The following is a 25,394-nucleotide window of genomic DNA, read 5'->3' on the forward strand; positions in this document are numbered from 1 at the left end:
CACGCGCAGCACCCGAGCCCTTGCGGGCCGCCGGGCCGGCCTTGCGGACGTGAAGGAGTCCACGCCATGCCAAGCCGATCGAACGGCCCCACGGCCGAAATGGAAGCAGTGCGAACGCTGGCGCTCGTCGGTGCCGCGGCCGCCGGCAAGAGCTCCCTTGCCGAGGCCTTGCTGTACAAGGCTGACGCCATCGCAGCGTGCGGCAGCATCGAGCGCGGCAGCACCGTCAGCGACTACGACCCGCTGGAGCGCCGCATGCTGCACTCGCTCAACGCATCGGTGATGCACCTCAAGCATGCCGGCACGCGCGTCCACTTCATCGACACGCCCGGCGGCCCCGACTTCCTTGGCCAGAGCCTGCCGGCGCTGGAGGCGGTCGAGACGGCGGCGGTGGTCATCAATGCCGCCACCGGCATCGAGCCGATGACGGTGCGCATGATGGAGTACGCGGCCTCGCGCCACCTCGCCCGCATGATCATCGTCAACAAGATCGACTCGCAGGGCGTCTCGCTGGCGCGCCTGCTGGCCGACATCCAGGCCACCTTCGGCCGCGAATGCCTGCCGCTGAACCTGCCCGACGGGGTCAGCAAGCAGGTGGTGGACTGCTTCTTCAACCGCTTCGGACAGTCCGACTTCGGCCCCGTCGAAGCAGCGCACCGCGCGCTGGTGGAGCAGGTGGTCGAGGTCGATGCGGCCTTCGTCGAGCGCTACCTGGAAGAGGGCGACATGGATCCGGCCGAACTGCATGCGCCGCTCGAACAGGCGTTGCGCGAGGGCCACCTGATCCCGGTCTGCTTCGTCTCGGCGCGCAGTGGCGCGGGCGTGGCCGAGCTGCTCGACGTGATCGTCAAGCTGCTGCCCAACCCCACCGAAGCCAACCCGCCGGACTTCCTGGTCGGCGAAGGCGCGGATGCCAAGCCGATGCAGGCCCGGCCCGACCCGTCGCTGCATGTGCTGGCGCATGTGTTCAAGGTCATGGGCGACCCCTATGTCGGCAAGCTCGGCATCTTTCGCGTGCACCAGGGCACGGTCGCGAACGACAGCCTGCTCTACATCGGCGACGGCCGCAAGCCCTTCAAGGTGGGCCATCTGTTCATGCTGCAGGGCAAGGACCATGTGGAGGTGTCGCGCGCCCTGCCGGGCGACATCGTGGCGGTGGCGAAGATCGAGGAACTCCACTTCGACGCCGTGCTGCACGACGCAGCCGAGGACGACCACGTCCATCTCGCGCCGCTGGAGTTTCCGGTGCCGGTGCACGGACTCGCCGTGGAACCCGCGCGCCATGGCGACGAGCAGCGCACCTGGGAGATCCTCGGCAAGCTCGCGGCCGAAGACCCTTGCCTGCGCATCGAGCACGTGGCCGCCACCAACGAAACGATCCTCTACGGCCTCGGGGAGCTTCACCTGCGCACGGTGCTCGAGCGCCTGCGCGAGGTGTACCGCTTCGAGGTCCGGACACGGCCGCCACGCATCGCCTATCGCGAGACGGTGGCCGCGCCGGCCATGGGCCATCACCGCCACAAGAAGCAGACCGGTGGCTCCGGCCAGTTCGGCGAAGTCTTTCTGCGCATCGAGCCGCTGGCGCGAGGCGCCGGCTTCCAGTTCGATGACGAGGTCAGGGGCGGCGCGATACCGAGCCAGTTCATCCCCGCGGTCGAGAAAGGCGTGCGCGAGGTGCTGCAGGGCGGCGTGATCGCCGGCTACCCGGTGGTCGATGTGCGGGTGGTGGTGTACGACGGCAAGCACCACAGCGTCGACAGCAAGGACATCGCCTTCGCGACCGCGGGCCGCAAGGCCTTCATGGCGGCGGTCCGCGAAGCCAGGCCGGTCGTGCTGGAGCCGATCGTCCAGATCGAGATCGTCGTATCCGAGCATTCGGTGGGTGACATCACGAGCGACCTGTCGTCGCGGCGCGGCCTGGTCACGGGCACGTCGGCCATGGGAATCGGCAACGTGGTCGTTCGCGGGCAGGTGCCGATGGCGGAGCTGGCCAGCTACCAGTCGCGGCTGAATGCGATGACCAGCGGCCAGGGCCGCTACACCATCGCGCTGTCGCACTACGAAGCCGTGCCGCCGGCAACGCAACAGGCGCTGATGGGCCAGTTCCAGGTGCGCGACGAGGCTTAGGCTTAGCCCAGAGCGTCGTTCACCTGCTCGCGGAACTCGCTCAGGCTGACTGCGGCGCCGATTTCCCGCGGCAGCGCATCGCGCACCGAGAACACGCCGAGCACCTTCGCTCCCGCCACCAGCGGCAGGTGGCGAAAGCCGCGCTCGAGCATGAGCACCACGGCATCGGACACCAGCGTTTCGGGCGGCACGCAGATCGGGTTGGGCGTCATGACTTCGCGCACCGCGGTGTGATCGGGATCGAGTCCCCGGGCCAGCACCCGGGTCATCAGGTCGCGCTCGGTGAGGATGCCCAGCAGGGTGTCGGGCAGCTCCATGACGAGCACGCTGCCGCAATTGGCCCGGGTCATCACGCAGGCAGCATCGCGCACGCTGGCCTGCGGACCCAGGCTGACCACATGTGTGCGCGAGATGGATTGGAAAACGGTGCGCTCGGCCATGGTGCGCCCTCCGGAAGTAGCGTGAATGGTGCCGCCGGCTTTCGCTCAGCGCAAGGAGTCGTTGAGCCGCTCCAGCGCCTCGGCGCCGGGGCACAGCTGGGCCGGCCCCAGCGCGTTGAGCGGCCGGTCGCTGGTGTTGAGCGCCGTGTGCAGGTCGGTGGCCAGCGGATCGACATAAAGCAGTCCGGTGACCACTTCGCCCATCTCCTGGTGCCGTTGCATGTAGGCCATTGCGGCATAGCGGTCGCCGGGGTTGTAGTCGGAATGCAGGCTGCGCAGGCGCAGCAGCGTGCCGTCGTGCTGGCGCACGTCCACCACTTCGCCCGCCCCCATGTCGACGGTGATTTCCTCCCGCCCGCTGATGAAGTCGATGCGGCTCACCGCCTCGTTGTGCTCGCGCACGTAGTCGTAGCTCTTGGTGCTGCCGGGGTGGTTGTTGAAGGCCACGCAGGGGCTGATCACGTCGATGAAGGCAGACCCGCCGTGGCTGATCGCGCCCTTGATCAGTGGCACAAGTTGCGCCTTGTTACCCGAAAAGCCCCGCCCCACGTAGCTGGCGCCCAGTTGCAGTGCCATGGCGACGAGGTCCACCGGGCTGTCGCTGTTGACGACGCCCTTCTTGCTCCTGGAGCCCTGGTCGGCCGTGGCCGAGAACTGGCCCTTGGTCAGGCCGTAGACGCCGTTGTTCTCCACGATGTAGGCCATGCGCACGCCGCGCCGCATGGCGTGGGCGAACTGTCCCAGGCCGATGGACGCCGAATCCCCGTCGCCCGAGACGCCCAGGTACAGCAGGTCGCGGTTGGCCAGGTTGGCGCCGGTCAGCACGCTGGGCATGCGGCCATGGACGGTGTTGAAGCCGTGCGATGCACCGAGGAAATAGTCCGGCGTCTTGGAGCTGCAGCCGATACCCGAGAGCTTGGCCACGTGATGCGGTTCGATGTCCAACTCCCAGCAGGCCTCGATGATGGCGGCGGAGATCGAATCGTGGCCGCAGCCGGCGCACAGCGTGGAGATCTTGCCCTCGTAGTCGCGCCGCGTGTAGCCGACCTTGTTGGTGGTCAGCGTCGGATGGCGCAGCCGGGGCTTGGCGAGATAGGTCATGCAAGTTCCTTCGTGCCGGTGCTGCCGGATGCATGCGTCTGCACGTGCGAGCTGATCGCCTGCACGATGAAGCGCGCGGTGATCGGCGTGCCGTCGAAATGCAGCACGCGCACGAGCCGGGCTGGGTCGGCGTCCAGTTCGTTGACCAGCAGGTTGCGCATCTGCGCGTCGCGGTTCTGCTCGACCACGAACACCTTGTCGTGCTGCGCCAGGAACTGCACCACGCTGTCCGGAAAGGGAAAGGCGCGCAGCCGCAGTGCATCGAGGTGGATGCCGCGCTCTTCCAGCGCCTGCAGCGCCTCATGCATGGACGGGCTGGTCGAGCCGAAATAGATCACGCCGAGCGCGGTCTTCTGGGCGGCAGGCCGCAGCACCGGCTGCGGCACCAGCGTTGCCGCGGTCGCGAACTTCTTCAGCAGCCGCTCCATGTTGTAGATGTAGTCGGGGCCGCGCTCCGAATACCGGGCATAGGCGTCGCGCGTCGTGCCGCGCGTGAAGTAGCTGCCCTTGGTCGGGTGCGTACCCGGCAGCGTGCGCCACGGGATGCCGTCGCCGTCGACGTCCTTGTAGCGGCCGAAGTCGCGGCCCGACTCGAGTTCTTCCGCGCTCATGACCTTGCCGCGGTCGTAGGCCTTGCTGTCGTCCCAGGCGAAGGGCTCGCACAGGCGCTGGTTCATGCCGATGTCGAGGTCGGTCATCAGGAACACCGGTGTCTGCAGCCGGTCGGCCAGGTCCAGCGCCGCCGCCGCTTGGTCGAAGCATTCGTGCGGGTCCTCGGGGAACAGCAGCACGTGCTTGGTGTCGCCGTGCGAGGCATAGGCGCAGGACAGGATGTCGGCCTGCTGCGTGCGCGTCGGCATGCCGGTGGAAGGGCCGCCGCGCTGCACGTTGATCAGCGTGATCGGGATCTCGGCAAAGTAGGCCAGCCCGATGAACTCGGCCATCAGCGAAATGCCCGGCCCCGAGGTCGCCGTGAAGGCGCGTGCACCATTCCAGCCGGCGCCGACCACCATGCCGATCGAGGCCAGTTCGTCTTCCGCCTGCACGATGGCGAAGCGGTGCTGGCCCGTGGCCGGGTCCACGCGGAATTTCGTGCAGTACTTCTGGAAGGCCTCGGCCACCGAGGACGACGGCGTGATCGGATACCAGGCCGCGACCGTGGCGCCGCCATACACGCAGCCCAGCGCCGCGGCGCTGTTGCCGTCCACGAAGATCCGGTCGCCCACCCGGTCGGCTCGCCGCACCTGCAGCCCCACGGGCTCGCGCAGGTTCTCCCGCGCGAAGTCGCAGCCCAGGTGCAGCGCCTGCACGTTGGAGGCCAACAATTTTTCCTTGCCCTTGTACTGCTCGCCGAACAGCTTCTCGACCACTTCCGGCTCGATGCCGAGCAGGATCGCCAGCGCGCCCACATAGACGATGTTCTTGAACAGCTGGCGCTGGCGCGGGTCCTGGTAGACCGCGTTGCAGATCTCCGTCAGCGGCATGCCGATGACGCGGATGTCGTCGCGGAACTTCGATGGCGGCAGCGGCCGCGTGCTGTCGTAGAAGAGATAGCCACCGGGCTCCAGTTCGGCCACGTCGGCGTCCCAGGTCTGCGGGTTCATCGCCACCATCATGTCGGTGCCGCCACGCCGCCCGAGATGGCCCTGCTCGGTCACTCGCACCTCGTACCAGGTCGGCAGGCCCTGGATGTTGCTCGGGAAGATGTTGCGCGGGCTCACCGGCACACCCATGCGCAGGATGGCCTTGGCGAACAGCTCGTTGGCCGAGGCCGAACCCGAACCATTGACGTTGGCGAACTTGATGACGAAATCGTTGACCGCCTCTATCTGCTTCATGCTCATGCGGCCACCCCCTGCCCTGCCGGCGTCATCTTCAGCAGGAACTTCTGCATGTCCCACGCGCCGGTGGGACAGCGCTCGGCACACAGGCCGCAGTGCAGGCAGACATCTTCGTCCTTGACCATCACGCGGCCCGTCTTGAGCCCGCCGGAGACGTACAGGTCTTGCGCCAGGTTCAGTGCCGGCGCCTTGAGCCGGGGCCGCAGTTCGGCTTCGTCGCCGTTGTCGATGAAGTTGATGCAGTCCATCGGGCAGATGTCCACGCAGGCATCGCATTCGATGCAGGCGGCCTCGGTGAACACGGTCTGCACATCGCAGTTCAGGCAGCGCTCGGCCTCCTTGAAGGCGGTGGCGGCGTCGAAGCCAAGCTCAACCTCCACGCGGATGCTCGCCAGCGCCATCTCGGCCTTGGCCCACGGCACCTTGTAGCGCAGGTCGTTGGAGGTGTCGTTGCCGTAGCTCCATTCGTGGATGCCCATCTTCTGCGACACCAGGTTGGTCATGGGCGCGGGCCGGACATACACCGGTTCGGCACGCAGCAGCTTGTCGATCGACACTGCCGCCTCATGCCCGTGGGCCACGGCCGTGATGATGTTCCTGGGCCCCAAGGCCGCATCGCCACCGAAGAACACGTTGGGTATCGTCGACTGGAAGCTGTTCTTCTCGAGCACCGGCAAGCCGGACTTGTCGAAGTCGATGCCACTGTCGCGCTCGATCCACGGAAAGGCGTTTTCCTGGCCCACCGCGACCAGCACCTCGTCGCATTCGAAGTACGCATCCGGCGCGCCCGTCGGCACCAGCGTACGGCGGCCCTGGCTGTCGTATTCGGCCCGGACGATTTCGAAACGCATGCCCAGCAGCTTGCCTTCCTCGTGCACGAAGGCCTTGGGCACATGGAAGTCGATGATCGGAATGCCTTCGTGCTGGGCGTCTTCCTTCTCCCAGGGCGAGGCCTTCATTTCGTCGAAGCCGCTGCGCACGATGACCTTCACGTCGGTACCGCCCAGGCGGCGTGCCGACCGACAGCAGTCCATCGCCGTGTTGCCGCCGCCCAGCACGATCACACGCCGGCCAATGCTGCTGACGTGGCCGAAGGACACCGAGTTCAGCCAGTCGATGCCGATGTGGATGCTGGCCGCTGCCTCCCGGCGCCCGGGAACGTCCAGGTCGCGCCCGCGCGGTGCGCCGCAGCCGACGAAGATCGCGTCCCATCCCTGCGCCAGCAATGCCTTCATCGAATCGATGCGCTCGCCGCCGCGGAATTCGACGCCCAGGTCGAGGATGTAACCCGTCTCTTCATCGATGACCGACTCCGGCAGGCGAAAGCGCGGTATCTGCGTGCGGATGAACCCGCCGGCCTTGGCCTCGCCGTCGAACACCGTCACTTCGTAGCCCAATGGCGCGAGGTCGCGCGCCACGGTGAGCGAGGCCGGCCCCGCACCGACGCAGGCGACCCGCTTGCCGTTCTTCGGTTCGGGCTTCGGCATGCGCGCGCGCACGTCTTCCTTCATGTCGGCCGCCACGCGCTTGAGGCGGCAGATCGCCACCGGCTCGGGTTCCTTCGTGTTGCCTTCTTCCACCCGCCCGCGCCGGCAAGCAGGTTCGCAGGGCCTGTCGCAGGTGCGCCCCAGGATGCCGGGAAAGACGTTGGACACCCAGTTGATCATGTAGGCGTCGCCGTAGCGGCGCTGCGCGACCATGCGGATGTATTCAGGGACGGGGGTGTGCGACGGACAGGCGTACTGGCAATCGACAACCTTGTGGAAGTAGGCCGGATCTGCAATGTTGGTGCGTTGCAATGCGTGTCTCCTGGCAAGCCTCCCTCGACCCCGGAGGGGCCGGCATGCGGCTTTGCCGCCAGTATGCGCCGCACTGGCGGGCGCACGGCCTTGGTGGAATCCCGCAGCGCTCCGGGCTATGCCTTGGTGGCCAATCCCCGCATCAATACCAGCAATGCGTGTTCGAGGTCTTGCTCGAAGTCGTAGCGCAGGCTCTCGAGGCCGGGTTGCTCGATCACCTGCGCCGAAACCTCCGCCGGGTTGCTCAGGGGCCATAGCCCGATGATCAGCGGCAGCGCGTGCCGGACCAGACCTTCGAAGGCCTGCACCGGCACGGTGGGCAGGCGAGCATGAAAATCCTGCGCCGTCTGTTGCCGCACTGCGTGCAGGTTGCGCTTGAATTCGACCATGCGTTCGAACGATACGTTGCGCTCGAGGATCGACGGCAGGATGCTGGTCAGCCGGCAAAGCAGCGGCCGAGCGGCAATGGATGAGGAGAAGGCGCGGGCGATGTGTTCGATGGTCGAACTCCTCTTGCCGCCACGAGCCAGTTCCACGCCGAGTTCGGCATGCCACCCCACGAATTCCTCGACGAGCACATCCATCAGCACCGCCTCGCTGCTTTCGAAGTACCGGTAGACGTTCGATTTGGTCATCTGCGCCTGGCGCGCGAGTTCGTTGATCCCCAGATCGAGGACGGTGGGGCTCTGGCGCAGCATCTCCCGGGCGGTGGCCAGCAGGTGACGGCGGCGCTCTTCCTTCTGCTCGGCAGAGCGGGCGCGCACGTAAGAGGTCGGTGAGTTCATGGGGTGATTCAACAATACCTTCATCAAAAGACCATTGGTCTGCTATATTGCAGACCAGTGGTCTCCAATCTTGCCAGAAAGCAACGATGCCGACCATCGCATCAGCTTCACTGTGATTTCAAAAGGCAAACATCATGGCTACCAACGACGACTCATGGGTTCTCATCACCGGCGCCTCCAGCGGTTTTGGCGAAGAGTTCGCAAGGCAATATGCGGCAAAGGGACACCCGCTGGTTCTGGTTGCACGCCGGCTCGACCGGCTCCAGGCATTGGCCGAGTCGCTGCACCGGAAATACGGCGTCAAAGTCGTGGTGGAGCAGGTCAACCTGTCGGACGTGGCCGCAGTCACCGGGTTGCACGCGCGCCTTCGCGACCGCGCAATCGCCGTCGATATCCTGATCAACAACGCCGGCCACGGCCTGCAGGGGCCGTTCCTCGATACGCAGATAGATGGCGCGCTGGACATGGTGCAGCTCGACATTGCGAGCCTTACCGCCATGACCAGGCTCTTCGGCCAGGATATGCGCGGGCGGGGCCGTGGAAAGATACTGCTCGTCGCCAGTTTGCTGGCGTACTACGGCGTGGAGAACATGGCGGTGTACGGCGCGGCCAAGGCCTACGTGCTGCGCCTTGGCGATGCGTTGCACCGCGAGTTCAAGCGTGACGGGGTGACCGTAACCTCGCTGTGCCCAGGCATGTCGGACACCGGATTCGCACAGGCCGCCAAGCAGAAGATCACGTTTGCGCTGAAGCTTCTGATGATGAAGCCGGAACCGGTCGTGCGGGCGGGGATTCGTGCGCTGCATGCGGGCCGTATGAGTGTTGTTCCAGGCTTCAACAACAAGGCTGCCGCAGCCATGGTGTGGGCAACACCGAGATGGCTGCACCAGGCCATCTTTGCGCGCATCATGAACGGCTGACCGCTCGCGCTTGCAACAGCCTTGCGCCGGGACCTCTGCTATCCCTTCGCAACGATCACGTGCGCCTGTATCTTGCCGGCCACCGGGCCTTCGCCATGGCGGCTGGCGATCGCCTGCGTTGCGCGGTCCGTCGCGAGTTGAAGCAAGCTGGCGTCGCGCGCCTCGATTTCATTGCGCAGAGGCGTTCCCTGGCAATAGGCGGTGGCGACCTCGCGTGCCGAGGGCGCGCGACTCACCTCCTCGCGCGTCTCGATCGCGATGTCGGTGAACCCTGCGCGGCTCACATCCTCGCGGATCAGTGCGACATCGTGATAGCCGTGCGGCGTGCGGGCAAGGAATCGCGGAGGGTCGTTCGGAAACATCGCGGCGACGGCGTTGGTGACGTCGTCGGCAAAGGCGTTCTCTTCGATGCGGTCCCAGACATTGAAGACGAAGCGCCCGCCAGGCCTCAGCACACGACGCGCCTCGGCGTAGCCGGCGACCCGGTTGGGGAAGAACATCGCGCCGAACTGGCAGCAAACGACATCGAACGAGGCATCTGCGAACGGCAGGCCGAGCGCATCCGCCTGCCGCCATTCGATGCGGTCGTCGGGCCCCTGGCGGGCGGCGGCATAGTCGAGCATGGGCTGGTTGAGGTCGGTCACCACATAGCGCGCGTCGGCGCGCAGTCTTGGCGCAAGCGCGCGCGTGACCACGCCGCTGCCGGCGGCCGTTTCAAGCACCGAGCCGGGCGAGAAGGCAGCGACGCGCTGCGCCATGTCGGCGGCATAGGCCTCGAAGATCAGGGGGACCATCAGCGTGTCGTAGAACTTCGGGATCGAACCCGCGAACACCTTGTCGCTCTCAGCCATGGGATCTCCTTGAAAGCTCCGAACGGCACCCTTGATCACTCGTTCATGAGCGGGCCGGTCCTCCCCGACGAGTCCACCGCGTGGTGGGGCACCCGCGACGGTGCCGCCATGGTGGCCGCGCCTGCCGGCCTCGTCAACGTCGTCGTCCTGCGGTCTCCCCCTCAAGGTAACCTGTCGCCATGGATTCCCTCATCGCCGCCTCCGCCCGCGCCCTTGCCGCCGGCGATGCACTCGGCGCCCTCAAGCGGATCGCCCTGCGCGACGATCCGCCGGCGCTGGCCCTGCGCGGCATCGCCATGGCGCAGCTCGGAGAACACCCCCGCGCACGCGAGCTGCTGCGGCGCGCCGCGCGCGACTTCGGCGCCCATGAAGAGCTGTCGCGCGCCCGCTGCATCGTCGCCGAGGCCGAGGTCGCACTGGCCATGCGCGACCTCGGCGGCCCCCCGCGCCCGCTGACGGCGGCGGCAGCCACGCTGGAGGCGCACGACGATCACGCCAACGCATTGCAGGCGCGGCTGATCGCGGCGCGCCGGCTCCTGCTGCTCGGCCGCCTCGACGAAGCCGCCGCCGCACTGATGCACCTCGATGCGCGCGGCCTGCCGCCAGCGCTGGGGGCGGTGGCCGAACTGACCTCGGCCGAGCTGGCGCTGCGCTCGCTGCGCATCGGCCCGGCCCAGGCCGCACTCGAACGCGCGCACGAAGCGGCCGGCCGCGCGCGTGTGCCCGCGCTGCTGGCCGAGGTGGCAGAGGCGCGTGCGGCCTTCGAGCGACCCGCCGCGCGGCGCCTCTTCGCGGATGGCGAGCAGGCACTGCGCCTCGACGAAGTGGCCGCCCTCCTCGCCTCGAACGCGCTGGTGGTCGACGCCTGCCGCCGGGGCCTGGGCGCTGGCGACGCATGGCTGCCGCTGGCTCGGCGGCCGATCCTGTTCACGCTGGCACGCACGCTGGCAGAAGCGTGGCCCGCAGACGTCGACCGCGAAGCCCTGATCGCATCCGCCTTCCGCACCCACCGCCCCGACGAAACGCATCGCGCGCGGCTGCGGGTCGAGATCGGCCGCCTGCGCGCGCTCGTCACCGCGCTGGCGGGCATCGAGGCCACGCCGCGCGGCTTCGTGCTCAGGCCGCATGGCGAGCGCACCGTCGCGCTGCTGGCGCCGCCCATCGACGGCGACCAGGCCTCGCTGGTGGCGCTGCTGTCCGACGGTGCGGCGTGGTCGACCTCGGCGCTGGCGCAGGCGCTCGGGGCCAGCCAGCGCACGGTGCAGCGCGCCCTCGCCGAGCTGGAGGCCGAAGGACGGGTGCGCTCCATCGGCCAGACGCGGGCGCGCCGCTGGCTGTCGCCGCCGCTGGCGGGATTCACGACGATCTTGTTACTCCCCGCTGCGCTGCCGTTTGAATAAAGTTGTCTCCAGGCACCGATCCACGGCGCTACAGGAGCCAACAATGACCAGCAGGAAGAGCAAGGACACAACCCAACCCACGGTGCGGCCGGCCGAGATCGTGCGCGAGTACGGCCCCTTCGCCGGTGCCAGCAGCATCGCCGGCGTGACCCATGACGGCCAGCGCGTCTGGGCCGCCACCGGCACCAAGCTGGTGGCCTTCGACCCCGCCAGCGGCGAGACCACGCGCACGCTCGACACCGCCTGCGACGCCGGCACCGCCTTCGACGGCACGCACCTCTACCAGATCGCCGAGTCGCGCATCGACAAGATCGACCCCGCCACCGGCAAGGTGCTGGCGTCGATCCCCACGCCCGGCCACGGCTACGACTCGGGGCTCACCTGGGCCGAGGGCAGCCTGTGGGTGGGGCAATACCGCGACCGCAAGATCCATCAGATCAACCCCGAGACCGGCGCCATCGTGCGCACCATCGAGTCGAACCGTTTCGTCACCGGCGTGACCTGGGTCGACGGCGAGCTGTGGCACGCCACCTGGGAAGCCGAGGAAAGCGACATCCGCCGGATCGACCCGCAAAGCGGCGCCGTGCTCGAGCGGCTCGAGATGCCGCGCGGCGTCGGCGTGAGCGGGCTCGAATCCGACGGGGCCGACCTCTTCTATGCCGGCGGCGGCGAGAGCGGAAAGGTCCGCGCCGTTCGCCGTCCCCACAACCCTACGGAGCACTGACATGACCGGCCTCGCCACCACCATCAAGAACCCCGCCATCGAGCCGGGCCTCGCGAACCATCCCGTCGTGTCCGGCGAACGATGGCTCGCCGAGCGCAAGGCACTGCTGGCACGCGAGAAGGAGCTCACGCACCTGCGCGACCAGATCGCCCGCGAGCGCCGCGCACTGCCGTGGGAGCGCGTGCAGAAGAACTACCTCTTCGACACGCCCGCCGGCCAGCGCACGCTCGCCGGACTCTTCGAAGGCCGGCGCCAGCTGCTGGTGCAGCACTTCATGTTCGGTCCGGGATGGGAGCAGGGCTGCCAGAGCTGCTCTTTCATGGCGGACCACACCGACGGCATGAACGTGCACCTGGCGCACCGCGACATCACGCTGGTCGCCATCTCGCGCGCACCGCTGGCCGAGATCACGCGCTTTCGCGAGCGCATGGGCTGGCAGTTCAACTGGGTGTCGTCGAACGGCAGCGACTTCAACCGGGACTTCCACGTCAGCTTCACGCCCGAGGACCGCGCCGGCGGCGAGGTCTACTACAACTACGGCATGCAGCCCTTCCCGCAGGAGGAAGCGCCCGGCATCAGCGTGTTCTACAAGGACGACGCGGGCGAGGTGTTCCACACCTACTCGACCTTCGGCCGCGGCGTGGAAGTGATGATGGGCGCGTACAACCTAATGGACCTCGTGCCGGAAGGCCGCGGCGAGCGCGACGTGCCCTACAAGATGGAATGGGTGCGCCACCACGATCTGTACGAACCGCAGCCCGACGCGAAGGCTGCCGGATCGTGCTGCTCGGAGCACCGCTGAAGCGCGAGCGGCCCTGGCGCGTGGAGACGACATCATGGCAAGCCTCTGGCCATGGCTGGCGGTCGCGGGGGTCGGCGCCCTTCACGGGCTGAACCCCACCACCGGCTGGATGTTCGCCGCCGCCTGGGGCGTGCGGACGCGCGACCGGAAGCAGGCGCTGCGAGCCCTGCTGCCGATCGCCATCGGGCACGCCGCATCGGCCGCGCTCGTCGCCGCCGCGGTGGCGCTTGGCCTGTCGATGGATGGCGTGATGCTGCAGGTGCTGGTGGGCGGGCTTCTTGTCGCCGTCGCGGTGCATCACCTGCGGCGCCGCAATGCAAGGCATGCGCGGGCAGCGGCCGGGAATGCCGGGCTCGCGCTCTGGTCTTTCATGATGTCCACCGCGCACGGCGCGGGGCTGATGCTGGTGCCGGCGCTGATCCCGCTGTGCATGGGCGGCGCACCGGCTGCCCGGGAGATCACCGCGTCGGGCTCACTGCTGCTGGCGCTGGCGGCCGTCGGCGTCCACACCGCGGCGATGCTCGTCGTCACCGGCGTGATCGCCATTGGCGTTTGCCTTGGCTTCAACGCCGTCCGTGCTACCGCTTCTTCGCCAGGCGGAGATCCGGCGACCGACGATCTCGCACACCGGCATCGATTCGCCGGGAGCGAGAACTAACGGGCGGCCGATCCGCGAGCCCCGCTGCCCTTGCCGGCAATGACAAGCCCCGCGCTCTCGACGAATCCGTGGATCAATTTCAGCCGCGGCGACGCGCGCGGCCACAGGACGCCGAAGCGCCGGGTCTCCGAGGGCAATGGCAATGGAATCTTGGCGACGCGCTGCCCGTCGAGCAGCGGCGATGCGATGTCGGGCACGATCGACACGCCAAGGCCGCGGTCGACCATCATCGCGATGGCCAGCAGCGAACTGAGCTCGAAGCGCTCCTGCGGCACGATGCCCGCCGCGCGCAGGTAGCGGTCGGCCTGCTTGCCGCCGCCGAGGTTGCGGTCGTAGCGGATGAGCGGTGAAGTTCGCAGCAGCTCGTGCGGGTCGCGCCGCGCGAGGCGGCTGGGCGCGAGCAGCACCAGCGGCTCCTCGCGCAGCAGCGCCCAGTCGAAGGTCTTCGCGAGCGCGAACGACGGATACAGGCACACGGCCGCGTCGAGCTCGCCCTGCTGCATCGCCTTGTAGAGCGTGGCGGTGGTGCCCGACTGCAGGAACACCTTGACGCCCGGATGCGTCTTCACGAAGCGCGCGAGGATGTCCGGCAGCAGGCTGTGAATGGCCGTATTGATGGTGCCGATGACCAGCTCGCCGCTGGCCGCTTCGCTGCCGAGCATCGCCTTGATGTCGCTCACATCGCGCAGCAGCGTGCGGGCCCGCTGCACCAGCCGGTGCCCCGCCTCGGTCGGCTGCACCGTGCGGCCGGCGCGCGCGAGCAGCGGCGCTGCGAGTTCGCGCTCGAGCGCGCGGATCTGCTGCGCCACCGCGCCGGGCGTCAGGTCGAGCCGGCGTGCGGCCTCCGACATCGAGCCCGATTCCACCACCAGAAGAAAGCTTTGCAGGTAGGCCGTTTCCATGAAGATAGATTTTCTACGATGTGATAACAGGGAACGGCTGTTTTTCTCCTCTCATGAACTGCGGACACTGCATCCATGAGAAGCAAACTCTTCGTTCCCGGCACCCGCCCAGAGCTGTTCGCCAAGGCACTGACCAGTGCGGCGGACGCCATCTGCCTCGACCTGGAAGACGCGGTGTCCGAGCCGCGCAAGGACGAGGTGCGCGAAACCGTGCGCAAGTTCCTCGAAAGCGGCGAAGCGGCCGCGTCGCACAAGACGCTGATCGTTCGCATCAATGCCATGGACACGCCGCACTTCGAGCGCGACGTGGCAGCGGTGGCGCAAGCCGGCGTGCACCTGATCAACCTGCCCAAGCCGCAGAGCCCGGCACATGTGCGCACGGCGGCCGAGGCCATCGAGCGCGCGGAGCGGGCCAACGGTGTGCGCGCGCCCATCGGCCTGCTGCTGAACATCGAGACACCCGCTGCCCTGCGCACGGCCGCCGAGCTCGCACTGGCGCATCCGCGCGTGGTGGGGTTGCAGCTGGGGCTGGGCGACCTGTTCGAGCCACTGGGCATCGCGCGGCGCGAGCCCTCTGCGATCCGGCAGGCGATGTTCGCGGTGCGCATCGCAGCCGGCGAAGCGGGCCTGTATGCCTACGACAGCGCCTTCGCGGACATCCGCGACGCCGAGGGCTTTCGTGCCGAGGCGATGCTCGCGCGCGACCTCGGCTTTCTCGGCAAGACCTGCATCCACCCGAGCCAGATCGCCATCGCCAACGAAGTGTTCCGACCGACCGACGAAGAAATCGCGCACGCCCGCAAGGTGGTCGAGGCGGCGCGAGAGGCCGATGCCAAGGGCGTCGGCGCCTACGTGGTGGACGGAAAGATGATCGACACCCCTTTCGTGATCCGCGCGCGCGCCATCGTCGAGAGCGCACGCAGCCTGGGGCTGCTGACCAGTTGAGCCTGGGGCTGCTGCCCGGCTGAGCTTCCCTATTCAAAAAGAACCGGAGACAAAAAATGCGTATCCCTTCATTCCTTCGTCCGCTCGCGGTGGCCTCGGCCGTCGCACTCGCCGGCACCGCGTTCGCACAGGCCACCTATCCCACCAAGGCCATCACGATCGTCGTGCCCTACCCGGCCGGCGGCTCGAACGACACCTTCGCGCGCCAGGTCGCCAAGGAACTCGGCGATGCGCTCAAGCAACCCGTGATCATCGACAACCGCCCCGGCGCGAGCGGCAACACCGGCACCGGCCAAGTGGCCAAGGCGGCGCCGGACGGCTACACGCTGGTGGCCGTGTCCTCCAGCATGACGACCAACGCGGCCGTGCAGTCGAAGCTGCCCTTCGATCCGGTGAAGGGCCTCGCGCCCGTGGCCATGTTCGCCAAGGGCCCGTTCATCGTCGCGGTCAACAACGAGTTTCCCGCGAAGACGCCGGCCGAGCTGATCGGCGCCATCAAGGCGAAGCCGGGCCAGTACAACTACGCCTCGTCGGGCTCCGGCAGCGTGAACCAGTTCGGCACCGAGCTGCTCAAGGCCAAGGTGGGCGACCTGCAGATCGCGCACATCCCCTACAAGGGCATGGGCCCGGCCGTGACCGACCTGGTCGGCAACCAGACGCAGCTGTTGATTTCCAGCGGCCCCTCGCTGCTGCCGATGGTGCGTGCCGGCAAGCTGCGCGCCGTGGGCATCACGAGCTTGAAGCCCAGCCCCATCGCACCCGATCTCACGCCGATGGCCACGGCCGTGCCCGGCTACGAGTTCGAACTCTGGTGGGGCCTGCTGGCACCGGCGGGCACGCCGGCCGATGTGGTCGCGAAGCTGAACGGAGCCGTCAACCAGATCCTGGCAAGGCCCGAGATCACCGCCAACTTCCTGCGCGAAGGCGCGATCGCCACCCCGCTCACGCCGGCGCAGTTCGGCACCGTCATCGCCGAGGACGTGGAGCGCTGGAAGAAGCTGGCGAAGCAGCAGAACATCACCGCCGATTGAGGAAAGAAAGAAGGAAAGAAAAGCCTATGAGCACCACCGTCCCCGACGACGCGTCCCTGCCTGTCCGCCAAGGCCCCGCCGGGCCGTTGAGCGGCCTGCGCGTGCTCGACCTGAGCGCCTACATCGCAGGCCCCTACGGCTGCTCGCTGCTGGCCGACCAGGGCGCGGAGGTCATCAAGATCGAGCCGCCCACCGGCGACAACCTGCGCAAGTACCCGTCGTCGCTGGAGGCCGAGAGCCGCGCGTTCGTCGGCGTCAACCGCAGCAAGCTGGGCGTGGTACTCGACCTCAAGAACCCGCAGGACCTTGCCGCGCTGATGGCGCTGGTGCGCACGGCCGACGTGCTGGTGCACAACTTCCGCCCCAGCGTGCCGCCGCGCCTGGGCATTGCCTACGACCAGCTGAAGGCCGTGAACCCGCGCCTCATCTACTGCGCCGTGACGGGCTACGGCGAGACGGGGCCGCTGCGCGAGAAGGCCGGCTACGACCAGGTGCTGCAGACCATGACCGGCATGTGCGCGCTGCAGGGCAAGCGCGGCGAGCCGCCCGAGATCATCTACGGCTCTGTGGTCGACTACTACGCGGCCGCGCTGGTCGCCGCGGGCGTGGCCTCGGCGTTGTACGAGCGCGAGAAGAGCGGCGAAGGCCAGTTCGTCGGCGTGTCGCTGCTGCGCTCGGCGCTCACGATGCAGTCGGCGCGCATGGTGTGGGCCGAGGGCGAGCCGAAGGACGTGGGACGCGACATGCGTTCGGGCGGCATCACAGGCATCCACCCGACCCGCGAAGGGCACATCTACATCTCGGCCAACACGCCGCATTTCTGGCAAGCGCTGTGCGCCAAGGTCGGGCTGCAGGAGCTGGCCGGCGACGAGCGCTACGACTCGGTGCGCAAGCGCGCGCAGCATTTCGCGGAGATCGTTCCGAAGCTTCGCGCCGCGCTGGCCGAACGCACCGCGCTCGAATGGGAAGAACTGTTCGGCGAGGACGTGCCCTGCGCCGCGGCCCGCACGGTGGAAGACATGTTCGACGACGAACAGGTGCTGGCCGAGGACATGGTCGCGAACTTCGCGCACCCTACGCTGGGCTCGTACCGCGGCTTCACCCGTCCCGTGAAGTTCGGCCGCACGCCCGGCCCCGAACCCTTCGCGGCGCCCACGCTGGGCCAGCACACGCAGCACGTGCTGGCCCCGAAAGCGGCCGCCAACCACACGGGCGACTGAGCCCATGCGCGCCGATCTCGTGGTGCCGCACAGCAGCGGCACACGCAAACCCGCCGATGCGGCGCCCGAAGACGCCTGCGACGCGCACATGCACGTGTACGACCGCCGCTTCGCGCTGCACGGATCGCCCGACGCCATGCTCGACCATGCCACCGCCGGCGACTATCGCCTGCTGCAGCGGCGCATCGGCACGCAGCGCACGGTGGTCGTGCAGCCGCGCGTGCACGGCACCGACAACAGCGTGACGCTGGCGGCCATCCGCGAACTGGGCGCGCAGCACACGCGCGGCGTGGCGGTGGTGCGGCCCGATGTGAGCGACGCCGAACTCGAACGGCTGCACGCGGGCGGCATCCGCGGCATCCGCTTCACGCTGTACACACCGACGAATGCAGCGACGGACTTCGGCATGGTCGAGCCGCTGGCGCACCGGGTGCATGCGCTCGGCTGGCATGTGCAGCTGCACTGGAGCGCCGACCAGATCGCAGAGCACGCGGCGCTGGTCGCGCGGTTGCCTTGCACCGTCGTCTTCGACCATCTCGCGCGCATGCCGCAACCCAATGCACAGGCGCATCCCGCGTTCGAGGTGGTGCACCGGCTGCTCGACAACGGCCGCACCTGGATCAAGCTGTCCGGCGCGTACCTCGACTCGCGGGTCGGCGCGCAAGGCGGCTATGCCGACACCGTCGCGCTCGCGCGGGCGTGGGTGATGCAGGCCGAACGCGTGGTGTGGGGCAGCGACTGGCCGCATCCCACCGAGCGCACCGCCAAGCCCGACGACGCGCAGCTCTTCGACCTGCTGAGCCGGTGGGTGCCCGACGAAGCGCAGCGCCGGCGCGTGCTGGTCGACAACCCGGCGCGGCTCTACGACTTTTCCTGAACCACAAGATCCGAGACATCGATATGAACAAGCGACTCCTGAAATCCGTCGCGGCGCTGGCCGCCTGCGCCGCTCCACTGCTGGGCTGGGCCGCCTGGCCCGACAAGCCGATCCGCATGGTGGTGCCGTATGCCGCGGGCGGCGGAGCCGACAACACCGCGCGCATCGTCGCGCAGCAGATGAGCACTGCGCTGGGCCAGCAGATCGTGATCGACAACAAGCCGGGCGCGGGCGGTGTGATCGGCGCCGACAACGTGGCCAAGGCGGCGGCCGACGGCTACACCGTGCTGTACGACGCATCGGCGTTCTCGGTGAACCCCTCGCTGCGCAAGCTGCCCTTCGACGCGGCGAAGGACTTCATTCCCGTGTCGCTGGTGGCCACGGCGCCGCAGATCCTCGTGGTGCCGGCGACCGCGCCCTACAAGACGGTGCCGGAGTTCATCGACTACGCACGCAAGAACCCGGGCAAGCTGAGCTTCGCGTCGGCGGGCGGCGGCACCGGTTCGCACCTCGCCGGCGAGGCATTGAACGAGCAGGCGAAGATCGGCCTGATGCACGTGCCCTACAAGGGCGGCGCGCCCGCGCTGACCGACGTGATGGGCGAGCAGGTGTCGGCCTACTTCGGCAACGTGGCCTCGACGCTGGGCTACGTGAGGAGCGGCAAGCTGCGCGCGCTGGGCGTGAGCTCCATCAAGCGCGTGCCGGGGCTGCCCGACGTGCCGACGCTGGCCGAGTCGGGCCTGCCGGGCTACAACGTCGTCGAATGGAACGGCGTGTTCCTGCCCAAGGGGACGCCGGTCGACATCGTGCAGAAGCTGGGCAAGGCGGTGCAGGCGGCGGTCGCCGATCCGGCCGTGCGGCAGAAGCTGCTGCAGCTGGGCCTGGAGCCCGCGGGCACCGCGCCTGAAGCGTTCGCAAAGTTCGTGCAGGACGAGACGGCCAGGGTGAGTGCGCTGGTCCGCTCGCGCAACATCAGGGTCGATTGACCACGCACGTCCGCGCGGGATGTGAAACGTAGTGTGTGGGGTTCGTCCCGCGGATACAGAGGCATACGCATTTCGCTCCGCGGCGGGGTGGCCCGGCGAAGAATCGGCTCCGTTCACAGACGAACGCCCGTCACTCTTCCGAAGGAACCGCCATGCGCTTTCGCTCTCCCGCCCTCTTCTTCGCCGTCGCCGTCGCGGCCTCTGCGGCAGCCCTCACGCTGACCTTTGCCGCGCCCTCGCCGCTGGGCGGCGATGTTCCGGCCGGCGAGGCCATGCCCGCGCCGGAGTTCCAGAACATCGACACCTGGCTCAACTCGCCGCCGCTGAAGCTGAGCGAGCTGCGCGGCAAGGTGGTGCTGGTCGACTTCTGGACCTACACCTGCATCAACTGCCTCAACCACCTGCCCTACGTGAAGGAGTGGAACGAGAAGTACAAGGACAAGGGCCTGGTCGTCGTGGGCGTTCACACGCCGGAGTTCGCGTACGAGAAATCGACGAAGAACGTGAAGGACGCCATCGAGCGTCTGCAGATCAAGCATGCCGTGGCGCAGGACAACAGCTATGGCACCTGGAAGGCCTTCCGGAACCAGTACTGGCCGGCCGTGTACCTGATCGACAAGCAGGGGAAGATCGTCTATTCGCACTTTGGCGAAGGCAGCTACGGCACTACCGAGAAGAAGATCCAGGCGCTGCTGGCTGAGCCTTCTGGGACTTGAGACGGCGCATTAGTTCGGGGTGCGATCACGACGACGGGGGACATTCGCGGAGGGGAGCACCCGGTGCCATTCGCACGCCCCCAAAACACAAGCAATCCCAACACAAGACAAACAAGAAAAATGAACAAGCTCTGGTTCGCCCTCCTCTTCCTCGCAGGCGGCATCTCGCAGGAAATCCGCAACCCGCTGAACTGCCAATGCATCCCCGCCCGGCAGCCGCAGCAGCCTCGGCCGCACAGGCGTCAGTCGAGCGCCTCGACCGCCGACGAGAAGACGTAGCCCTCGCTGCGCACCGTCTTGATGTAGCGCGGCTCGCGTGCGTCGTCCCCCAGGCGCTGGCGCAGGCGGCTCACCAGCAGGTCGATGGAGCGCTCGAAGAGCTCCGCCTCGCGACCTTGGGTGAGGCTCAGCAACTGGTCGCGGCTCAGCACCTTCTGGGGATGGTCGAGAAACACCATCAGCAGCCGGTACTCCGCGCCGCTGAGCGCCACCATCACGCCGCTGTCGTCGATCAGGTTGCGCGCGGTGGTGTCGACCTGCCAGTCGCCGAAGGCCAGCGTCGAGGCCGACTCGGTGGAGCGCATGTTCGGCGGCAGCATGCGCGTGCGGCGCAGCACCGAGCGGATGCGCGCCAGCAGCTCGCGCGCGGAGAACGGCTTGGCCAGGTAGTCGTCGGCGCCCATCTCCAGCCCGAGGATGCGGTCGGCCTCCTCGCTGCGGGCGGTGAGCATCAGGATGGGCGTGGCCTTGTACTTGCCCGTGCGCAGGTCGCGGCACAGCGTGAGCCCGTCTTCGCCCGGCAGCATCAGGTCGAGGATGATGAGATCGAAAGGCCCCGACTCCTCGAGCGCCGCGCGCATGTGCCGACCCGTGGGTACCGTCACCACCCGCAGGCCGTTCTTGACCAGGTAGGTGGAGAGCAGTTCGCGGATTTCCCGGTCGTCGTCGACGATGAGGATGTGATCGGAGGTCTTGGGAATGTTCATGGCAGTGCGGTGATGCGCCCGCGGGGCGACGGGCAGGTGCAATGTAGCCCGTACAGATGAAGGATCGGGCGGTTTTGTATACCCGTGTATCCGGCGGACGGGGCGACCACACTATGTTGCTTGCACGGGCGCGACGGGTAATGTTGTATGTCGGTCCACGCGGCCCAACACACTGGAATACAAAGCGGCGCGCCTTGGAGCGGGACCGGGTCTATAAACCTGTCCATGCCTACTTCCGCCGCCAGCCTTCCCGCCGACATCGCCCCGGCCTCCTCCGCCCCCATGGGCCTGCGCCGGCTGCTGCCGCGCTCGCTGTTCTCGCGGGTGACGCTGATCATCGTCGTCGGGCTGGCCATCGCGCAACTGCTGACTTTCATGGCCATCGGCTACGAGCGCGGCATCGCGATGCGCGAGCTGATGATGATCGGCATCGAGCGCGACATCGCCAGCTCGGTCGCCATCCTCGACCGGCTGCCGGCCGCCGAACGCGAGGGCTGGCTGGCGCGGCTGGAGCGGCGCAACTACCGTTTCGTGCTCGGCGGGAACGCGCAGGGCAAGGCGCCCGACACGCCGTCGTCGCAGCAGTTCGCGACCGCGATCGCCGACGCGATGCGCCCCTTCGAGATCGTGAAGATCGGGCAGGTGAGCAACCCGCCGCAGGGCCTGCAGATCCAGGTGCGCCTGTCGGACGGCTCCTCGGTGGTGGTGCATGCACGGCGCGTGGACATGCCGGTGTCGAGCTGGGTGATGTGGCTGCTGTGGGCGCAGCTGCTGGTGCTGGCGGTGTGCGCCTGGTACGCGGTGCGGCTGGTCACGCGGCCGCTGGCGCAGCTGGCAGATGCGGCCGACGAGCTGGGCCCCGACCTGAAGGGCCAGCAACTGGCCGAAGAGGGGCCGACCGAGGTGAAGCACGCGGCACGCGCCTTCAACGCGATGCAGAAGCGCATCGCCGGCTACATGGCCGAGCGGGTGGAAATACTCGCGGCCATCTCGCACGACCTGCAGACGCCCATCACCCGCATGCGGCTGCGCACCGACCTGATGGACGACGGCCACGACCGCGACAAGTTCCGCCAGGACCTCGACGCCATGCACACCCTGGTGCGCGAAGGCGTGACCTACGCGCGCACGCTGCACGGCGCCACCGAGCCGCCGCGCCGCATCGACGCCGACGCGCTGTTCGAGAGCATGGTGGCCGACTACGAGGACTCGGGCGAGCAGGTGCTGCTCGAAGGCCGCGTGGGCGAGCCCATGGTGACGCGGCCGAACGCGCTGCGGCGCATCCTGACGAACCTGATCGACAACGCGCTGAAGTTCGGCACCGACGTGCGGCTGCAGGTGCACGCAGACGCCGGCAACCGGCTGACGCTGGCCGTGGTCGACGACGGCCCCGGCATTCCGGCCGACCAGCTGGAGAACGTGCTCAAACCCTTCTACCGCGTCGAGGGCTCGCGCAACCGCAACACCGGCGGCACCGGGCTGGGCCTGGCCATCGCGCAACAGCTGGCGACGGCGATGGGCGCGGAGCTCACATTGCGCAACCGGGACGAAGGCGGGCTGGAAGCCCGGCTGACCATGAATACCAACGCGGCCGCGCCACCGGACTGAGCCGGCTGCGCGGCGGCAGCCGCTGCAGCACCACCGACCGAAGAAGAAAGAGAAGAGCGGCTCGCATGGCGAGACCGTGATGGGCTCCGCTCGCTCTCGACTTCCCATTTCAGCCCTTCATCGACAACATTCACCGACCGGAATCCGATCATGCTGCTCCTCATCGTTGCCTACCTCGGTGGCGTGCTCACCATCCTGAGCCCCTGCATCCTGCCCGTGCTCCCCTTCGTGTTCGCGCGCGCCGACCGGCCGTTCCGCTCCCACGGCCTGCCCATGCTGCTGGGGATGGCGCTGGCGTTCTCGGCCATTGCCACGCTCGCGGCCGTGGGCGGCGGCTGGGTCGTGGCGCTCAACCAGTACGGGCGCTATGCCGCGATTGCGATGCTCGCGGTGTTCGGCGTGACGCTGCTGTTTCCGTCGGTGGCCGACCGGTTGAGCCGGCCGCTGGTGGCGCTCGGCTTGAGGCTGGCAGGGCCTGCACCGGAAACAAAGGCGTCGGTGTTCTCGCCGCTGTTGCTGGGAGTCGGCACGGGGCTGCTGTGGGCGCCCTGCGCGGGGCCGATCCTTGGACTGATCCTGACGGGCGCGGCGCTCAACGGCGCAAGCATCGGCACCTCGCTTCTGCTGCTGGCCTACGCGGCCGGTGCATGCACCTCGCTGGCGGCCGCGCTGCTCTTCGGCGGGCGGCTGTTCTCGGCGATGAAGGGCTCGCTGCGCACCGGCGAATGGGTACGGCGTGCAGCCGGCGTGGCCGTGCTCGCGGGTGTAGGCGCCATCGCGCTGGGGCTGGACACCGGGCTGCTCAGTCGCCTGTCGGTCGGCACCACTTCGGCCCTGGAGAAAGCACTTGTGGAGAAGATCGACATGCCAATGCCAGTCCCCGTGCCGTTGTCGCAACCTCGCGCACCGGCGCTGCCCGACGAAGGCGGCCTTCCTTCGCTCGCGGGCGCCACCGAATGGCTGAACTCCGCCCCGCTGACCGCCGAGAGCCTGCGCGGCAAGGTGGTGCTGGTCGACTTCTGGACCTACTCGTGCATCAACTGCCTGCGCACCCTGCCCTACGTTCGTGCCTGGGCCGAGAAGTACAAGGACGCGGGGCTGGTGGTCGTCGGCGTGCATGCGCCGGAGTTCGCGTTCGAGAAGCAGCCCGCCAACGTGCGCCGCGCGACGAAGGACCTGGGAATCGGTTTCCCCGTGGCCATCGACAGCGACTACGCGATCTGGCGCGCCTTCGGCAACCAGTACTGGCCGGCGTTCTACATCGTCGATGCGCAGGGGCGCATCCGGCATCACCAGTTCGGCGAGGGCCAGTATGCGAAGGTGGAACAGGTCATCCAGCAGCTGCTGGCGGAAGCGGGGCGGCCCGCCGTGCCGGCCGACCTGGTCTCGCCGCAAGGCCAGGGCACGCAGGCCGCGCCGGCCGAATCGCCGGCCCTGTCGGGCGAGACCTACCTGGGTTACGAGCGCGCGCACAACTTCGCTTCGCCCGGCGGCATCGCGAACGACCATGCGCACGTCTATTCCGCGGCTGCGCCATCACTGCGCACCAACCAATGGGCGCTGGCTGGCGAATGGACGGTGGAGAGCGAACGCGCGGTGCTGGCCCGCGCCAACGGGCGCATCGCCTACCGCTTCCACGCACGCGACCTGCACCTGGTGCTCGGCCCGTCGGCCGATGGCAAGCCGGTGCGCTTCAGGGTGCTGGTCGACGGCAAGCCTCCGCTCGCGGACCATGGCGCCGATACCGATGCGCAGGGCAACGGCACCATCGATGGGCAGCGGCTGTACCAGCTGGTGCGCCAGGCGGCGAACGACAGGGAGCGCCTGTTCGAGATCGAATTCCTCGATGCCGGCGCGCAGGCCTACGTGTTCACCTTCGGCTGAGTGCCTCGCGGCAGCGGGCGCGTGCCCGTTTCACAGGTGCTGAGCCACCAGCACCACGGCTCCGGCGATAGAGATGACGCCGCCAACGAACTTCCTGAATGCCTTCATGGCGTTCTCCTTCAGTGAGGCTCCATGGTGCCGCGTGGCTGTGCATTCGTGGGTTGGGAATTCTCATGTGCAGGATAGAAAAACCCAACCTGCAAGGCACTGCTCAGTCGCACGGCATCTACGACCGCGCACTCGGCAGGGAAAGCCGCGCCCTCGCGAACTGGCTCGCGCGAAGCCTCACGCGCTCCACTGCGGCTTCCAGCGTGGGCTGCTGCATGAATACGAGCACTCCCCGCTTGAGCCCGCGAAGGCTCAGCTCGGCAACGCCGGCGTAGCGGCCGTCCGTGGTCCGCTGGATATCGATGCGGCTCGACCAGCCATCGGGCAGTTTGACGAGAAGCTGTAGTTGTTGTTGTGTGACGCTCATGAGGGCGCCGAGGATAGGCGCCGCGGCGTTGCGCCCCCAAGGAAATAGTTCTTGGTATTCGAGATTCTTCAAGGTTGGCATCGGATGAATCTCCGGCCCGTCCTCGATGTCTCCCAGATTGGTCGCGATCATCGGCTTGCCCGCCGCCTCCGGCGGGTCCTCCCTCCGACCCTGCGAAAACGGGGTCCTTCAGCTCGCCTTCGTGCGAGCTTTTTTTTGCCTCCGCCGTCGCCTCTGCAAACTGAGCAAGCTCAGTTCTGACAATCGTGAAATACGCCCGTACCTGGAACATGTCGCCACCAATGGCATGACCGAA

The 25,394-nt window shown here is 67.9% G+C and carries 24 protein-coding genes; 15 read left to right on the forward strand and 9 right to left on the reverse strand.

Annotation, left to right across the window (positions count from 1 at the left end; translation table 11 throughout):
- Positions 1 to 66 precede the first annotated feature (66 nt).
- The gene (gene fusA, locus ASD05_RS27940; RefSeq protein WP_056599616.1) at positions 67 to 2,127 is read left to right on the forward strand and encodes an elongation factor G; all 2,061 of its coding nucleotides are present in this window, start codon (positions 67 to 69) and stop codon (positions 2,125 to 2,127) included.
- A 2-nt stretch (positions 2,128 to 2,129) separates the two neighbouring features.
- On the opposite strand, the gene ASD05_RS27945 is transcribed toward fusA, so the two are convergent.
- The 5 genes from ASD05_RS27945 to ASD05_RS27965 all read right to left on the reverse strand — a co-directional run bounded on the left by ASD05_RS27945 (position 2,130) and on the right by ASD05_RS27965 (position 8,093).
- Positions 2,130 to 2,567 carry a CBS domain-containing protein gene (locus ASD05_RS27945; RefSeq protein WP_056599619.1) on the reverse strand — a complete coding sequence of 146 codons (438 nt, stop codon included), beginning with the start codon at positions 2,565 to 2,567 and terminating at the stop codon, positions 2,130 to 2,132.
- A gap of 45 nt (positions 2,568 to 2,612) precedes the next feature.
- Positions 2,613 to 3,668 (reverse strand): 2-oxoacid:ferredoxin oxidoreductase subunit beta, encoded by a 1,056-nt coding sequence (locus ASD05_RS27950; protein ID WP_056599622.1) that lies wholly within the window; start codon positions 3,666 to 3,668, stop codon positions 2,613 to 2,615.
- Entirely contained in the window at positions 3,665 to 5,506 is a 1,842-nt protein-coding gene (locus ASD05_RS27955) for a 2-oxoacid:acceptor oxidoreductase subunit alpha (protein WP_056599625.1), read from the reverse strand. The genes ASD05_RS27950 and ASD05_RS27955 overlap by 4 nt, the downstream gene beginning before the upstream one ends.
- Positions 5,507 to 5,508: 2 nt before the next feature.
- A complete protein-coding gene (locus ASD05_RS27960; RefSeq protein WP_056599628.1) occupies positions 5,509 to 7,308 on the reverse strand; it encodes an FAD-dependent oxidoreductase in 1,800 nt (599 codons plus the stop codon).
- A 116-nt stretch (positions 7,309 to 7,424) separates the two neighbouring features.
- Entirely contained in the window at positions 7,425 to 8,093 is a 669-nt protein-coding gene (locus ASD05_RS27965; protein ID WP_056599631.1) for a TetR/AcrR family transcriptional regulator, read from the reverse strand.
- A 134-nt stretch (positions 8,094 to 8,227) separates the two neighbouring features.
- Between ASD05_RS27965 and ASD05_RS27970 the strand changes: the two genes are divergently transcribed.
- A complete protein-coding gene (locus ASD05_RS27970; protein WP_056599634.1) occupies positions 8,228 to 9,013 on the forward strand; it encodes an SDR family NAD(P)-dependent oxidoreductase in 786 nt (261 codons plus the stop codon).
- 38 nt (positions 9,014 to 9,051) lie between these two features.
- On the opposite strand, the gene ASD05_RS27975 is transcribed toward ASD05_RS27970, so the two are convergent.
- Entirely contained in the window at positions 9,052 to 9,864 is an 813-nt protein-coding gene (locus tag ASD05_RS27975) for a class I SAM-dependent methyltransferase (RefSeq protein WP_056599638.1), read from the reverse strand.
- Positions 9,865 to 10,043: 179 nt separating this feature from the next.
- Here ASD05_RS27975 and ASD05_RS27980 point away from each other — a divergent pair, with 179 nt between their 5' ends.
- Genes ASD05_RS27980 through ASD05_RS27995 form a run of 4 tightly spaced genes read left to right on the forward strand, consistent with a single transcriptional unit; the run spans position 10,044 to position 13,448 of the window.
- Positions 10,044 to 11,264, forward strand: coding sequence for an HTH domain-containing protein (locus ASD05_RS27980; protein WP_056599641.1), 1,221 nt, complete (start codon positions 10,044 to 10,046; stop codon positions 11,262 to 11,264).
- Between the two features lie 43 nt (positions 11,265 to 11,307).
- On the forward strand, positions 11,308 to 11,988 hold the full coding sequence (locus tag ASD05_RS27985; protein ID WP_056599644.1) for a PQQ-binding-like beta-propeller repeat protein: 681 nt from the start codon (positions 11,308 to 11,310) through the stop codon (positions 11,986 to 11,988).
- Between the two features lies 1 nt (position 11,989).
- The gene (locus tag ASD05_RS27990) at positions 11,990 to 12,790 is read left to right on the forward strand and encodes a DUF899 domain-containing protein (RefSeq protein WP_056599647.1); all 801 of its coding nucleotides are present in this window, start codon (positions 11,990 to 11,992) and stop codon (positions 12,788 to 12,790) included.
- Positions 12,791 to 12,824: 34 nt separating this feature from the next.
- Positions 12,825 to 13,448, forward strand: coding sequence for a hypothetical protein (locus ASD05_RS27995; protein ID WP_056599650.1), 624 nt, complete (start codon positions 12,825 to 12,827; stop codon positions 13,446 to 13,448).
- Here ASD05_RS27995 and ASD05_RS28000 read toward each other — a convergent pair.
- Complete coding sequence (locus ASD05_RS28000) at positions 13,445 to 14,350, reverse strand: LysR family transcriptional regulator (RefSeq protein WP_056599653.1); 906 nt, start codon at positions 14,348 to 14,350, stop codon at positions 13,445 to 13,447. The two genes, ASD05_RS27995 and ASD05_RS28000, sit on opposite strands and share 4 nt — an antisense overlap.
- Before the next feature lie 75 nt (positions 14,351 to 14,425).
- Here ASD05_RS28000 and ASD05_RS28005 point away from each other — a divergent pair, with 75 nt between their 5' ends.
- The 7 genes from ASD05_RS28005 (at position 14,426) to ASD05_RS30565 (ending at position 20,404) form a co-directional block, all read left to right on the forward strand.
- The gene (locus ASD05_RS28005) at positions 14,426 to 15,295 is read left to right on the forward strand and encodes an HpcH/HpaI aldolase/citrate lyase family protein (protein WP_056599656.1); all 870 of its coding nucleotides are present in this window, start codon (positions 14,426 to 14,428) and stop codon (positions 15,293 to 15,295) included.
- A 56-nt stretch (positions 15,296 to 15,351) separates the two neighbouring features.
- Entirely contained in the window at positions 15,352 to 16,326 is a 975-nt protein-coding gene (locus ASD05_RS28010; protein WP_056599659.1) for a tripartite tricarboxylate transporter substrate binding protein, read from the forward strand.
- 26 nt (positions 16,327 to 16,352) lie between these two features.
- Positions 16,353 to 17,546, forward strand: a complete 1,194-nt coding sequence (locus ASD05_RS28015) for a CoA transferase (RefSeq protein ID WP_056599662.1) — start codon at positions 16,353 to 16,355, stop codon at positions 17,544 to 17,546.
- Positions 17,547 to 17,550: 4 nt separating this feature from the next.
- Entirely contained in the window at positions 17,551 to 18,423 is an 873-nt protein-coding gene (locus tag ASD05_RS28020; protein WP_082572448.1) for an amidohydrolase family protein, read from the forward strand.
- Between the two features lie 23 nt (positions 18,424 to 18,446).
- Positions 18,447 to 19,409 (forward strand): tripartite tricarboxylate transporter substrate binding protein, encoded by a 963-nt coding sequence (locus ASD05_RS28025; protein ID WP_056599664.1) that lies wholly within the window; start codon positions 18,447 to 18,449, stop codon positions 19,407 to 19,409.
- Between the two features lie 152 nt (positions 19,410 to 19,561).
- Positions 19,562 to 20,125: a thioredoxin family protein gene (locus ASD05_RS28030; protein ID WP_056599667.1), complete on the forward strand. Its 564-nt coding sequence runs from the start codon at positions 19,562 to 19,564 to the stop codon at positions 20,123 to 20,125.
- 120 nt (positions 20,126 to 20,245) lie between these two features.
- The gene (locus tag ASD05_RS30565) at positions 20,246 to 20,404 is read left to right on the forward strand and encodes a hypothetical protein (RefSeq protein WP_200955513.1); all 159 of its coding nucleotides are present in this window, start codon (positions 20,246 to 20,248) and stop codon (positions 20,402 to 20,404) included.
- Here ASD05_RS30565 and ASD05_RS28035 read toward each other — a convergent pair.
- Positions 20,368 to 21,111: a response regulator gene (locus ASD05_RS28035; protein WP_056599669.1), complete on the reverse strand. Its 744-nt coding sequence runs from the start codon at positions 21,109 to 21,111 to the stop codon at positions 20,368 to 20,370. The genes ASD05_RS30565 and ASD05_RS28035 overlap by 37 nt on opposite strands.
- A gap of 225 nt (positions 21,112 to 21,336) precedes the next feature.
- On the opposite strand from ASD05_RS28035, the gene ASD05_RS28040 reads away from it, so the two are divergent.
- Both ASD05_RS28040 and ASD05_RS28045 read left to right on the forward strand, forming a co-directional pair.
- Positions 21,337 to 22,719, forward strand: coding sequence for an ATP-binding protein (locus ASD05_RS28040; protein WP_082572450.1), 1,383 nt, complete (start codon positions 21,337 to 21,339; stop codon positions 22,717 to 22,719).
- Positions 22,720 to 22,869: 150 nt separating this feature from the next.
- Positions 22,870 to 24,603 (forward strand): cytochrome c biogenesis protein DipZ, encoded by a 1,734-nt coding sequence (locus ASD05_RS28045; protein WP_056599676.1) that lies wholly within the window; start codon positions 22,870 to 22,872, stop codon positions 24,601 to 24,603.
- 226 nt (positions 24,604 to 24,829) lie between these two features.
- Here the strand turns inward: ASD05_RS28045 and ASD05_RS28050 are convergent, their stop codons facing one another.
- The gene (locus ASD05_RS28050) at positions 24,830 to 25,210 is read right to left on the reverse strand and encodes a hypothetical protein (RefSeq protein ID WP_235508134.1); all 381 of its coding nucleotides are present in this window, start codon (positions 25,208 to 25,210) and stop codon (positions 24,830 to 24,832) included.
- Positions 25,211 to 25,394 lie beyond the last annotated feature (184 nt).

Origin of the sequence: Variovorax sp. Root434 (assembly GCF_001426595.1) — a bacterium.
In the GTDB taxonomy this organism is placed as follows: domain Bacteria; phylum Pseudomonadota; class Gammaproteobacteria; order Burkholderiales; family Burkholderiaceae_C; genus Variovorax.

Excerpts from the sequence above, each read along its gene's own strand:
- ASD05_RS28000 (WP_056599653.1), bottom strand. The coding sequence starts at position 14,350 with ATGGAAACGGCCTACCTGCAAAGCTTTCTTCTGGTGGTGGAATCGGGC.
- ASD05_RS27990 (WP_056599647.1), top strand. The coding sequence starts at position 11,990 with ATGACCGGCCTCGCCACCACCATCAAGAACCCCGCCATCGAGCCGGGC.
- ASD05_RS28030 (WP_056599667.1), top strand. The coding sequence starts at position 19,562 with ATGCGCTTTCGCTCTCCCGCCCTCTTCTTCGCCGTCGCCGTCGCGGCC.
- ASD05_RS27965 (WP_056599631.1), bottom strand. The coding sequence starts at position 8,093 with ATGAACTCACCGACCTCTTACGTGCGCGCCCGCTCTGCCGAGCAGAAG.
- ASD05_RS28025 (WP_056599664.1), top strand. The coding sequence starts at position 18,447 with ATGAACAAGCGACTCCTGAAATCCGTCGCGGCGCTGGCCGCCTGCGCC.
- ASD05_RS28015 (WP_056599662.1), top strand. The coding sequence starts at position 16,353 with ATGAGCACCACCGTCCCCGACGACGCGTCCCTGCCTGTCCGCCAAGGC.
- ASD05_RS28040 (WP_082572450.1), top strand. The coding sequence starts at position 21,337 with ATGCCTACTTCCGCCGCCAGCCTTCCCGCCGACATCGCCCCGGCCTCC.
- ASD05_RS27985 (WP_056599644.1), top strand. The coding sequence starts at position 11,308 with ATGACCAGCAGGAAGAGCAAGGACACAACCCAACCCACGGTGCGGCCG.
- ASD05_RS27995 (WP_056599650.1), top strand. The coding sequence starts at position 12,825 with ATGGCAAGCCTCTGGCCATGGCTGGCGGTCGCGGGGGTCGGCGCCCTT.
- ASD05_RS27970 (WP_056599634.1), top strand. The coding sequence starts at position 8,228 with ATGGCTACCAACGACGACTCATGGGTTCTCATCACCGGCGCCTCCAGC.
- ASD05_RS28005 (WP_056599656.1), top strand. The coding sequence starts at position 14,426 with ATGAGAAGCAAACTCTTCGTTCCCGGCACCCGCCCAGAGCTGTTCGCC.
- ASD05_RS28035 (WP_056599669.1), bottom strand. The coding sequence starts at position 21,111 with ATGAACATTCCCAAGACCTCCGATCACATCCTCATCGTCGACGACGAC.
- ASD05_RS27975 (WP_056599638.1), bottom strand. The coding sequence starts at position 9,864 with ATGGCTGAGAGCGACAAGGTGTTCGCGGGTTCGATCCCGAAGTTCTAC.
- ASD05_RS28045 (WP_056599676.1), top strand. The coding sequence starts at position 22,870 with ATGCTGCTCCTCATCGTTGCCTACCTCGGTGGCGTGCTCACCATCCTG.
- ASD05_RS27955 (WP_056599625.1), bottom strand. The coding sequence starts at position 5,506 with ATGAAGCAGATAGAGGCGGTCAACGATTTCGTCATCAAGTTCGCCAAC.
- ASD05_RS27945 (WP_056599619.1), bottom strand. The coding sequence starts at position 2,567 with ATGGCCGAGCGCACCGTTTTCCAATCCATCTCGCGCACACATGTGGTC.
- ASD05_RS27980 (WP_056599641.1), top strand. The coding sequence starts at position 10,044 with ATGGATTCCCTCATCGCCGCCTCCGCCCGCGCCCTTGCCGCCGGCGAT.
- fusA (WP_056599616.1), top strand. The coding sequence starts at position 67 with ATGCCAAGCCGATCGAACGGCCCCACGGCCGAAATGGAAGCAGTGCGA.
- ASD05_RS28010 (WP_056599659.1), top strand. The coding sequence starts at position 15,352 with ATGCGTATCCCTTCATTCCTTCGTCCGCTCGCGGTGGCCTCGGCCGTC.
- ASD05_RS30565 (WP_200955513.1), top strand. The coding sequence starts at position 20,246 with ATGAACAAGCTCTGGTTCGCCCTCCTCTTCCTCGCAGGCGGCATCTCG.
- ASD05_RS28020 (WP_082572448.1), top strand. The coding sequence starts at position 17,551 with ATGCGCGCCGATCTCGTGGTGCCGCACAGCAGCGGCACACGCAAACCC.
- ASD05_RS27950 (WP_056599622.1), bottom strand. The coding sequence starts at position 3,668 with ATGACCTATCTCGCCAAGCCCCGGCTGCGCCATCCGACGCTGACCACC.
- ASD05_RS28050 (WP_235508134.1), bottom strand. The coding sequence starts at position 25,210 with ATGATCGCGACCAATCTGGGAGACATCGAGGACGGGCCGGAGATTCAT.